Annotated in this window: 12 protein-coding genes; 2 read left to right on the top strand and 10 right to left on the bottom strand. The window is 33.7% G+C overall.

Annotation, left to right across the window (positions count from 1 at the left end; all coding sequences use genetic code 11):
* Window positions 1–530: 530 nt before the first annotated feature.
* The 10 genes from M3Z80_RS07765 to lnt all read right to left on the bottom strand — a co-directional run bounded on the left by M3Z80_RS07765 (window position 531) and on the right by lnt (window position 8,613).
* Window positions 531–1,700, bottom strand: coding sequence for an ATP-binding protein (locus M3Z80_RS07765; protein ID WP_293918976.1), 1,170 nt, complete (start codon window positions 1,698–1,700; stop codon window positions 531–533).
* 96 nt (window positions 1,701–1,796) lie between these two features.
* Window positions 1,797–2,510 (bottom strand): Fic family protein, encoded by a 714-nt coding sequence (locus tag M3Z80_RS07770; protein ID WP_293918977.1) that lies wholly within the window; start codon window positions 2,508–2,510, stop codon window positions 1,797–1,799.
* Between the two features lie 214 nt (window positions 2,511–2,724).
* Window positions 2,725–4,095, bottom strand: a complete 1,371-nt coding sequence (gene mnmE / locus M3Z80_RS07775) for a tRNA uridine-5-carboxymethylaminomethyl(34) synthesis GTPase MnmE (protein ID WP_293918978.1) — start codon at window positions 4,093–4,095, stop codon at window positions 2,725–2,727.
* 20 nt (window positions 4,096–4,115) lie between these two features.
* On the bottom strand, window positions 4,116–4,718 hold the full coding sequence (gene def / locus M3Z80_RS07780) for a peptide deformylase (protein ID WP_293918979.1): 603 nt from the start codon (window positions 4,716–4,718) through the stop codon (window positions 4,116–4,118).
* A 16-nt stretch (window positions 4,719–4,734) separates the two neighbouring features.
* Window positions 4,735–5,196, bottom strand: coding sequence for a hypothetical protein (locus M3Z80_RS07785; protein ID WP_293918980.1), 462 nt, complete (start codon window positions 5,194–5,196; stop codon window positions 4,735–4,737).
* A gap of 21 nt (window positions 5,197–5,217) precedes the next feature.
* Window positions 5,218–6,174, bottom strand: coding sequence for a signal recognition particle-docking protein FtsY (ftsY, locus tag M3Z80_RS07790; protein ID WP_293918981.1), 957 nt, complete (start codon window positions 6,172–6,174; stop codon window positions 5,218–5,220).
* A gap of 90 nt (window positions 6,175–6,264) precedes the next feature.
* Window positions 6,265–6,417 carry a DUF4295 domain-containing protein gene (locus M3Z80_RS07795; protein ID WP_293918982.1) on the bottom strand — a complete coding sequence of 51 codons (153 nt, stop codon included), beginning with the start codon at window positions 6,415–6,417 and terminating at the stop codon, window positions 6,265–6,267.
* Between the two features lie 12 nt (window positions 6,418–6,429).
* Entirely contained in the window at window positions 6,430–6,612 is a 183-nt protein-coding gene (gene rpmG, locus M3Z80_RS07800; RefSeq protein ID WP_055425117.1) for a 50S ribosomal protein L33, read from the bottom strand.
* A gap of 16 nt (window positions 6,613–6,628) precedes the next feature.
* Window positions 6,629–6,868 carry a 50S ribosomal protein L28 gene (rpmB, locus tag M3Z80_RS07805; RefSeq protein WP_293918984.1) on the bottom strand — a complete coding sequence of 80 codons (240 nt, stop codon included), beginning with the start codon at window positions 6,866–6,868 and terminating at the stop codon, window positions 6,629–6,631.
* Window positions 6,869–6,963: 95 nt separating this feature from the next.
* Window positions 6,964–8,613: an apolipoprotein N-acyltransferase gene (gene lnt, locus M3Z80_RS07810; protein WP_293918985.1), complete on the bottom strand. Its 1,650-nt coding sequence runs from the start codon at window positions 8,611–8,613 to the stop codon at window positions 6,964–6,966.
* Window positions 8,614–8,660: 47 nt separating this feature from the next.
* Here lnt and M3Z80_RS07815 point away from each other — a divergent pair, with 47 nt between their 5' ends.
* Entirely contained in the window at window positions 8,661–9,239 is a 579-nt protein-coding gene (locus M3Z80_RS07815; RefSeq protein ID WP_293918987.1) for a rhodanese-like domain-containing protein, read from the top strand.
* Between the two features lie 23 nt (window positions 9,240–9,262).
* On the top strand, window positions 9,263–9,642 hold a 380-nt coding region (locus tag M3Z80_RS07820; RefSeq protein WP_459251449.1), incomplete at its 3' end, for a hypothetical protein.

Below are 9,642 nucleotides of genomic sequence, written 5' to 3' on the forward strand. Positions count from 1 at the left end.
AGGAAATTTTGGAGCCGGACTAGGTGCAAATGGATATACATATACATCAGGATCTGAGTCATCTGAACCATTAATAAATCCATAGTCAAAGGAAATTTAAATTATCTTGTGTATTCTTTCGCATTTTTTCCTATTTTTATAATGGTAAATATTTTGTTTTTACGCGATTAACTTCATATATCTATTATTCTAATTCTTTTGTTGTAGTATTATTTACAGGTTTCTTTTTATCAGACATAGATGTCTCTGTTTCAAATTTATAATTGGAATCCGTGCTAAAATATATGCCCTGGGATAAAAAGTTAATAAATAATCAATAAAAATTTTGGATGAATAAGTATAGAATTACTAGCAACCAGAAAGTAAAATATTCCTATAACCCTTATTTAGAAAGATATCTACTATCGGCTATTTCTCTTGGATTTTTTTTAATGCTCCGGTCTATTTTCCGATACAGAAAGTTATTTTTGTTGTATAATATCCTTTTACTTTCCTTTGTTTTCAATATTAGTAATTTGTTTAAAACGAATTCAATACGTTAACCCCAATTGCCACAATGGGATAATATTTAAAAATCCGTTTTCTATATCATCTTTTACAATATATCCGTTTTCAATTTCTTTAATCTGTTTTTGTCCTTTGTTCTTGCCTCCGACTTGAAAAGTTTTGTCAGCAATCATAAAATCAGAAACAGGTGATGTAAACACATCATGTTTCACTCGCATTTGATTTAAAAAGAATGTCTCCCGAATATTTCCGATGTTAGACGTGTCTTCCGCAAGGCTGTATATCAGATTGGTATTGTCCAAATATATTTTAGCCACCTTACCCAATCCTCGAATACCGCCCGTATTATCTCTCAGTTGAGCTATCATGCCCGCTTCTTCTATATACAGGCAATAATCCGAAATGTTGTTTCTACTAGCTGATAACAGTTCGGCTATTTTGCTCATATTGGGTTTGAATGGTGCACTTTTGGAGATGATAGCAAGTAATTGTTTAAGCTTTCTCCCTGTTGCTACATTCATATTCGCATACATCGGAATATCATTTTCCAACGTTTGGTTAATTATCTGCCCTAAGCGTATATCAAAATGCTCTTCCAAAACAAACGGATAATATCCTCTTTTCAAATAATCAGCAAAAAGAGGTAAAGGGCGGTCCATTTCTGCAATCTCAACTTTGTGTTGCAATATTTCTTCTAAAGAATATGTATTTGCAGATATATTGTGAAACAGTTTCAGATATTCACGAAAAGATAAGCCTTGCATATTATAAATAATGGCTCTACGGCTTAGGTCGGAAGCTCCTTTCTTTATATCCAAAACAGAAGAGCCTGTAAATACAACCTTCAAATCTTTATGATAGTCATAAATCAGTTTTAGTTCCTTAGCCCAATCCTTATATTTATGAATTTCATCTATAAACAAGTATTTACCTCCGTATTTAACAAAAGTATCTACCAATTCTGTAATCCTATTGTCTACAAAATAAAAGTCCTCTGCTGTCACATAAAGCGTTTCAGTCGGGTTTAGATTCTGTTTGATATATTGTAATACTAAGGTCGTTTTACCTACACCACGAGGTCCGATAAGACCAATCATTCGGCTTTGCCAATTGATCTCATCGTACATATAGCGTAAGAAACCTGTATCAGTCTCTTTTATTAGTTTGTTGGAATATTCAAATAACTTTTCCATGAATCATCTATTTTCTACAAATATAAGATTATTGCACTCAAATAGAACAAATATTTACATTATTTGCACATTTATAGTGCGTTTGCTGAGCTAATCTTATGAAATAATCGCCCAATAACCATTCCTAGCTGTACCATGACGAATAATAACACCTTCTGCTGCCATTTTTTGAAGGTGATATTTAACACCATCGGGGGGTATGCCCAAAATAGAAGCTAGTTCGTTACGCGTAATCTTAGGATTGTTACGTATTTGTTCTAAGATCTTGTCTCGTGTTGAGCTTGGAGAACTGCTTTCAAGTGCCAATGTTTCATCAATCACACCTAAAATAAACTCAATGAATGGCGTACATCCAATTTCTCCTCCGCTAATTGCAATTGCATTATAATACTCCTTTTGATATTTATAAACAATATTTTCAATAGGTAAATTCTTGAACACAGGTCGCCAATAGGTAAGAATGAGAGTTTGCCACAATCTACCTGTCCGCCCGTTACCATCCGAAAAAGGATGTATAAATTCAAATTCATAATGAGAAATATACAGCTCTTTATCAAAAGGATGCTCTTCTGTGTTATTCAGCCATTCGAAAAGTTCTTTCATTAATTGAGGTACAAGATGTACAGGTGGTGCATAATGAATAATCTCTTCACCGGAAGCAACACCAACGCCTCCTGATCTAAAATGTCCTGCATCATCAATCAAGCCTATCTCCATTGTAAGATGTGCTTTAAGGAGATCATCTATATTGTTAGGATTCAATTTATCAAGCAGTTCATAGGCTTTGATGGCATTGCGTATCTCTTGCACTTCATTGATCTGCGCGATAACAGGTTTGCCATCTAAAATTGCTGTTATTTAATCTGTCGTCAAGGTATTACCCTCGATAGCCAAAGAACCTTGAATGGTTTTGATACGGTTTATTCGGTGCAATCTCAATTCCTCTTGAGCATAGAAACTGCCGACAGCTTATTATATTTATATTTTCTTTTTATAGCACTTTATTTTCCCTTGTTTTCTTAGTCTATTTACCGATGCAGAACTTACTAAAAATATTTCCGAGAAGCTCGTCGTTAGAAACCTGACCAACAATTTCTCCCAAGGCTTCTAAAGCACGGCGTAAATCAATTGCAACCAGCTCGCTGCTAATTCCAGTTTTTAGGCCTTCTTCACATAATAACAATGATTCGCGGGAACGGATGAGAGCATTAAGATGGCGCACATTGTTTATAATGGTTTGTGAAGCAACTTTTTGAGATTCTATATAAGAATGCATACTTTCCTTAAGTTCTGAAAGATTTGAGTTTTCTTTAGCAGAAATAGTGAGAACAGTATAATTTTGTGAAATATCTTCAGGAATTTCAGAAGTAGTAAAACTGCAGATTGTATCCAATTTAGTCAAACATATAAGTATATGAACATTATCCCGTTGGAATTTATCCAAATCTGATTTTATTTCTTTCCAGTCCAATTGCTGTAAATCTGCCAAATATAAAATAATAGAAGCTTCCTTTGCCTTTTGCAGTGCTTTAGCCACACCAATCGCTTCTATTTGGTCTTCAGTATCCCGCAATCCGGCAGTATCTATAAACCGAAAATGAATTCCATTAATAATCAAGGATTCTTCAATGGTATCTCTAGTGGTTCCAGCAATTTCACTTACAATAGCTCGCTCTTCCTGCAACAAAGCATTTAACAGGGTAGATTTTCCAGCATTTGGTTTTCCTAAAATAGTTACCGGTACTCCATTTTTAAGCGCATTTCCATAGGAAAAAGATTCAATCAAAGGATTAATTACTCCTAAAATTTTATCCATTAACTGTATAAGTTGAGAACGGTCCGCAAATTCTACATCTTCTTCAGAGAAATCCAATTCCAATTCCAACAGAGAGGCTAAATCCAACAATTCTACCCGCAGCTCTTTTAAAAGCGAAGAAAAACCACCTCTCATCTGAGATAGAGCCATATCATGGCTCGCTTTATTTTCGGCTGCAATTAAATCTGCCACTGCTTCAGCCTGGCTCAGGTCTATTCTTCCATTGAGAAAAGCCCGTTGAGTAAATTCTCCGGCAAAAGCTAAACGACAGCCTTTTTTTAATAACAAAGCTAATAGCTGCTGTTCTATGTATTGAGATCCGTGACAGGATATTTCCACCAGGTTTTCAGCTGTAAAAGTTTTAGGAGCTAAAAAAATAGAGACCATCACCTCATCTATAGTTTCATCCTCATCTACAATAAATCCATAATGGACGGTATGTGAAGGCACTTCATTGAGATTTTTACCCTTAAATACCCCATTTACAATCGAAATAGAATCTTTACCCGAAACTCGTATAATTCCCAACGCACCTATTCCATTCGGGGTAGCCAATGCACATATAGTATCTTGAAACATTTTTGTAAAAACTTAAAAAACTAATTAGATTTACACGGTTTATCAATATAAAGCTTTCCTTGAATATGATCATATTCGTGTTGGAATATGGTTCCTGTATAATCTTCAGTACGACTACCTCCTAAAAATTTATGAGTGACTTTTTTCTTGTTTTGGTCAATATATTCAACTTCAATCCATGAATAACGTCGAGAAGCTCCATATTTATCAGGAACCGATAGGCAACCGTCCTTTTGGAAACATATAAATTCCGGAGAATAAGAAATGATACGCGGATTAATCGCTAATTCAACAGTTTTTTCCTCCTTATCTAAACGATAGAATAAAAATACATTACGATTAATGCCTATCTGGGGAGCTGCTATCCCTACTCCATTTTCCTCCAACATAGTAAGATATAATTTTTTTACTAATTGTTCCAAATCTTTATTCTTTTGTATTTTTCTTACATCCTTTGATGGTTTTCTTAATAGAAGCGAATCTTTTTTATCGGATATTTTTAAAACTCTTGCAGGTGAATCGGGATTCGTATATAATATTTTCTTTTCTCTAGAGCAAAAAGAACTTTTACATGCTGTAAAAATAATAAACAAAAATAGAAATCCAATTTTATTTATTTTCATAATCATTATTTTACTATTATTTTTCTGTCTTTTTTATGTTGTTTTTAATTTCTATGATGGTGGTAAAAAAACTATTCATTTTTTTAAATGCATTAGAATCCTCAACATTTATCAACAAATATTTCTTTCCGGAACATAAAGAAATAATGTATTTTGTATCTTTCCCATCATGAGGTAAACGGCTTTCTCCACTTTTCAGGGAATCCAACTGCAAAATATCTGCTGATGAATCTAATTTCTCCCATATAGCTGCAGGTGTTTTTTCAAATCCTTCTTCTCTTTTATGAGTGCGCCCTATAAGAGAGGTATACAGGATACTATCTTGAGTCAGTGTAAGAGTCTCTTTAAATCCTAACATTCCTCCATACTTGGAATATTCTATCTTGCAGAGCTTATCGTTTGCCACCGATATAGGTTGTTGTGATTTACATCCATAACAAAAGGCTAAAAAACATAGCAAGTAGATCACTCTTTTCACGATAGTAAGAGAATTTATAGTCTAATTTTTCTTAAAGAAGCTGTCCACGAATTCATACTTATTGAAGGGTTGCAGATCTTCCATTTTTTCACCTACTCCAATATATTTTACTGGTATTTTAAATTGGTCTGATATACCGATTACCACACCTCCTTTTGCCGTACCGTCAAGCTTTGTTACGGCTAAAGCGCTTACTTCGGTTGCAGCCGTAAACTGTTTTGCCTGTTCAAATGCATTTTGTCCTGTAGATCCGTCTAAAACCAAAAGGATTTCATGAGGGGCATCCGGAATTACTTTTTGCATAACTCTTTTAATCTTACTTAGCTCATTCATCAGATTGATTTTATTATGCAATCTTCCCGCTGTATCAATCAATACCACATCTGCGCCTTGAGCTTGGGCCGATTGGACCGTATCAAAGGCTACAGAAGCAGGATCTGAGCCCATGCTTTGCTTTATTATGGGAACACCTACCCTTTCCGACCATATGGTCAACTGATCCACTGCTGCCGCCCTGAAAGTATCCGAGGCTCCCAACACTACTTTTTTGCCTTGCTGTTTAAACTGATACGCTAATTTTCCTATCGTAGTCGTTTTTCCAACCCCATTTACTCCTACTACCATTATTACATACGGTTTTTTCCCTTCCGGAATTTCAAATTCCAAATCTGAATTTTTATTCTCAGCTAATAAACTCATGATTTCTTCTTTAAGAATCTGATCTAATTCCGAAGTATTCATAAATTTATCTCTAGCAGCTCGTTCTTCTATTTTTTTTATTATTTTTAATGTGGTTTCTATTCCTACATCGGAAGAGATCAATACTTCCTCCAAGTCATCAAGTACTTCTTCATCTACCTTGCTTTTTCCTGCAATAGCCCTCCCAATTTTATCAAAAAAAGATCGGTTAGATTTTTCCAATCCTTTATCTAATGTTTCTTTTTTTTCTTTTCCGAAAATTTTTTTAAACCAACTCATAGAGATATATAATATAACAAAAATAAAAAAAAAATCATTCACTTTATTGTGAATGATTTTTTAAAACCTTAAAAACCTATGTTATGAAAACTATTTCTGTTTTAAAAATGTGTCAACGTTATCCGCATTCACAACTTTTTCTTCAAAAACGTAAGCTCCTGTTTTAGGAGATTTTACCATTTTGATCACTTTGGTCATTTTTTTAGATTCTGTACGTAATGTTGCTACAACCTTCTTTGCCATGACTAAAATTTATTATTTAATTTCTTTGTGAATAGTATATTTTTTCAACACCGGATTGAATTTTTTCAATTCGATTCTTTCCGGAGTATTCTTTTTATTCTTAGTTGTTATATAACGAGACACTCCCGGCATTCCACTCTCTTTATGCTCAGTACATTCTAAAATAACCTGTACTCTATTACCTTTCTTTGCCATTTTTTAATTTTAATTTTTAGTAATTGATAAGACCTTGTTTGCGAGCTCTAGCTACAGCTTCTTCAATTCCTATTTTATCTATAATTCTTAAACCATGAGCAGATACTTTTAAAAATATCCAAGTATCTTCTGATGGTAAATAGAATTTTTTCTCCATCAAATTTATTTCAAAACGTCTTTTTGTTTTGTTATTAGCGTGCGACACATTATTACCTACCATTGCACGCTTTCCTGTTATTTGACAAATCCTAGCCATTATCTTAAATCTAAATAATATTCTTTTTCATTGAATCGGGTTGCAAAATAACAAATTATTTTTGACTCTTACAACTTTTTTACTTTTTATTTTTTCTAGCTTACTCTACTTTTTATAGTATTCCTACTTATCTTGGACAAAATAGCTTTAGATATAGCATATGCGATTATAATTCCTGCCAATAGTAAGGCTATTCTGGCAATTACATCTCCATATTTAACATAGATAGTTTGAGATGAAGTAAGGTTAATGTTGCCCTTTAAAGCCCCCTGCTTTCCATATGCCAACTGTTTTACAATATCTCCCCTTTGATTTATAAATACTGAAATTCCGCTATTTGCCGAACGAGCGATATCTCGTCTGGTTTCTATGGCTCTCAAACGCGCATATGCCAATAGCTGCTTATGTCCTTGGGAATTGCTCCACCAAGAATCATTAGTCATAATAAATAATGCATTAGCTCCTCTTTTTACAAATTCTGAGACATATTCTCCGTATATACTCTCATAACAGATAATAGGAGCTATCTTGGATTGATTTTCGGAATTTGTAAAGAGAATAGGCTCGTCTTGAACTCCCAAGCTTTCCATAGATCCTCCAAAATCCAACAAATACTGTCCTACTAACGGTTTTAGTATGCTGGAATAGGGAAAATGCTCCACTCCTACTACCAATTTCGATTTATTATAATATTGAGCGGAATCTTTTAAATTAATCTGTACCGCAGAGTTATACAGATCTACCCATTGATTTTGACCTTTAAGATAACGTGCCGTTGGAGTTTGTTGACGGGGAAAATATTTTGCCAATGATACTCCCGATACAAAGTTCAATTGCGGATAACTTTTTAACCATTCCTTTATATAATTTATATAAGCGTTGTTTTCAATATTGTTAATAAATACAAATCCATTTCCGGGAAATGCTGTTTCCGGGGCAACTACAAATCGGGTGCGAGGAGTAATTTCTTTTTCTACAGTGGTTAATAGATTTTTTAGAATAAGGGCTCCGTCTTTACTATACTTATCGGTATAAGGATCTAGAGCAGGTTGCGCCAATACTACTTCTTCTTTTTCGAATGATTTTTCTTTATATGATTGATACATAAGAAAGGAAATCGCAATAGGTAGTCCTAGTCCAGCTAGTGAATAGCAGAGGGATTTTCCAATATAATTCTTATTATGAGTGACTTGGTAAGCACGAATGTAGTAAAAGAAAATTAGATTGATCAGTAAAACCCATAAGGTTCCTCCAAATGTTCCTGTTATTTCATACCACTGGATTACTTGTGGATAATCGGCAAAGGCATTTCCTAAATTTAACCAAGGCCAGGACATTTCCCAGTTTAAATGAAATTTTTCAAAGCAAATCCATATAGTAGGAAAAAAAAGCATTCCTCCTCTCGTTCCGATTCTTCTTTTCACCAAATGATATAAGGCAAAAATAAGAGACATGAGTAAACTATTCACAAACAGAGGAAAGAAGAAGGCTATCCAGGAATAGGACCCGTCCGGGTTTTGAGAAAAATGAAGCCATTGGGTAGTCGCCCAATTCCATATCAAAAATGACAAGTAGGATAACCCAAAAACTTTCCAACCAGAAAATTTTTCTTTTTTTACAGTAATTTCATGTTCTACCAATAATAGGGGAACAAATGCAAAAAATAGCAAAAAGGGAAATCCATACGTGGGCCAAGATAAAGCGAAAAGCAATCCACTACCTAGTGCCCGAATAAATTTTTTCATATACTTGTAAAAATAGTTAACTTTGAATTCTTAATTGTTTCAAATCTATGAATAAATTATTTTTAATAATGTTATTCTGTTTGATTTTACTTTCCTGTAAAAGTCATACGGCCGGATCCGTAAATAAATATACCACACCTCCTGAAGTCGGAATTTTAATTACTGATTTACCGAGAAACAGTAAACCTCCGGCATCTTCAGCTCCAGCTAAGGTTAAATCAGTACTGTCTTCATTGAAAAAAGATAGTATGGTTACATCTATGGATACAATTTCTTCCTCATTACCCCATACTCAGGAAGAAGAAAACTCAATACAGACTCTTTCTGTACCTTCATTTTCCTGGGAAATTGGAATACGCCAAACACAGATAGTAGATGTAAGAACTTTATTAGAGTATAAAAACGGTCATATTTACGATGCTATTAATATCGGCGTGGATGATCCCAGCTTTGTAAACCAAATACAGAACCTAGATAAAAACAGCCCCATTGCAATCTATTGTAATTCAGGAATTCGCAGTATGTATGCTGCAAAAATTTTAAAGAATTACGGATTTCAAATCATTTATAATTTAGATGGTGGCCTTAACAACTGGCTAAAAAGTGGAAAAGATATTACAAAATAAATTACTTAAAAATTCACACCAATATGAAATTAATATCCAAAATTTTATGTTTATTATTTTTAACCAAATTACTCATTAGCTGCACTATAACCGAAGAAATTACTTTTAATCAAGAAGGTAGTCTTTCGTATTCTTATTTAATGAATGCAAGATTGGCAAAATTAACGTCTGATTCCTTAAATACAGACTTCTTGTCCAAAGATACTATTTTTTCATTTAATAGTTTTTTTCAGGAAAAAAAAGATAGTATATTAAAATTACCTCTTGAAAAGCGAAAAAATTTGTATGCTCTTAAACCATTTTTTATTAAAGGCTATCGAGATAAAGAAAAAGACGAATACTATGTTCGGATTTACGGAGATTTTGCTAATAGCGATTCGCTAAACTCAGCACTTGCCGCTTT

The organism is Apibacter sp. (assembly GCF_025291155.1).
Taxonomy (GTDB): domain Bacteria; phylum Bacteroidota; class Bacteroidia; order Flavobacteriales; family Weeksellaceae; genus Apibacter.

What these genes read in the sequence shown, in the direction of transcription:
- M3Z80_RS07765 (WP_293918976.1), bottom strand. Translation starts at nt 1,700, where the DNA reads ATGGAAAAGTTATTTGAATATTCCAACAAACTAATAAAAGAGACTGAT.
- mnmE (WP_293918978.1), bottom strand. Translation starts at nt 4,095, where the DNA reads ATGTTTCAAGATACTATATGTGCATTGGCTACCCCGAATGGAATAGGT.
- def (WP_293918979.1), bottom strand. Translation starts at nt 4,718, where the DNA reads ATGAAAATAAATAAAATTGGATTTCTATTTTTGTTTATTATTTTTACA.
- ftsY (WP_293918981.1), bottom strand. Translation starts at nt 6,174, where the DNA reads ATGAGTTGGTTTAAAAAAATTTTCGGAAAAGAAAAAAAAGAAACATTA.
- M3Z80_RS07795 (WP_293918982.1), bottom strand. Translation starts at nt 6,417, where the DNA reads ATGGCAAAGAAGGTTGTAGCAACATTACGTACAGAATCTAAAAAAATG.
- rpmG (WP_055425117.1), bottom strand. Translation starts at nt 6,612, where the DNA reads ATGGCAAAGAAAGGTAATAGAGTACAGGTTATTTTAGAATGTACTGAG.
- rpmB (WP_293918984.1), bottom strand. Translation starts at nt 6,868, where the DNA reads ATGGCTAGGATTTGTCAAATAACAGGAAAGCGTGCAATGGTAGGTAAT.
- lnt (WP_293918985.1), bottom strand. Translation starts at nt 8,613, where the DNA reads ATGAAAAAATTTATTCGGGCACTAGGTAGTGGATTGCTTTTCGCTTTA.
- M3Z80_RS07815 (WP_293918987.1), top strand. Translation starts at nt 8,661, where the DNA reads ATGAATAAATTATTTTTAATAATGTTATTCTGTTTGATTTTACTTTCC.